Annotated in this window: 1 protein-coding gene; it reads right to left on the bottom strand. The window is 58.2% G+C overall.

Annotated features, from left to right (window positions below):
- Positions 1 to 73: 73 nt before the first annotated feature.
- Positions 74 to 268 (bottom strand): hypothetical protein (locus KVT45_RS55390; RefSeq protein ID WP_217562725.1); only part of this gene is annotated, 195 nt, incomplete at its 5' end.

The following is a 268-nucleotide window of genomic DNA, read 5'->3' as shown; positions in this document are numbered from 1 at the left end:
CGTAAATGAAAAAATAAAAGAAAAAACAACCTAAGAAATCGAAAAATTACGCCCTCCTTTTTCTTGAATTTTTTCAAAAAAAGCCACCCATTTTAATGCGCACGACCGGCTCTACCAGGGGCTGGAAGGAGCCGTCCACTGCGGGGCCGAGGCGCACGCCGCGCGGGCCAGGGAGGAGCTCACGGCGGCCGGGATGCGGCCCCTGCCGTTGCGCTACCCGCAGGCGGACACCCTGACCGCGCAGGAACTGCGCACCGCCGAACTGACC

Source organism: Streptomyces sp. GbtcB6 (assembly GCF_019091475.1).
Classification (GTDB): domain Bacteria; phylum Actinomycetota; class Actinomycetes; order Streptomycetales; family Streptomycetaceae; genus Streptomyces; species Streptomyces hyaluromycini.
The sequence above is the reverse complement of the archived record's forward strand: the minus strand, read 5'-3'. Positions and strand labels throughout refer to the sequence as shown.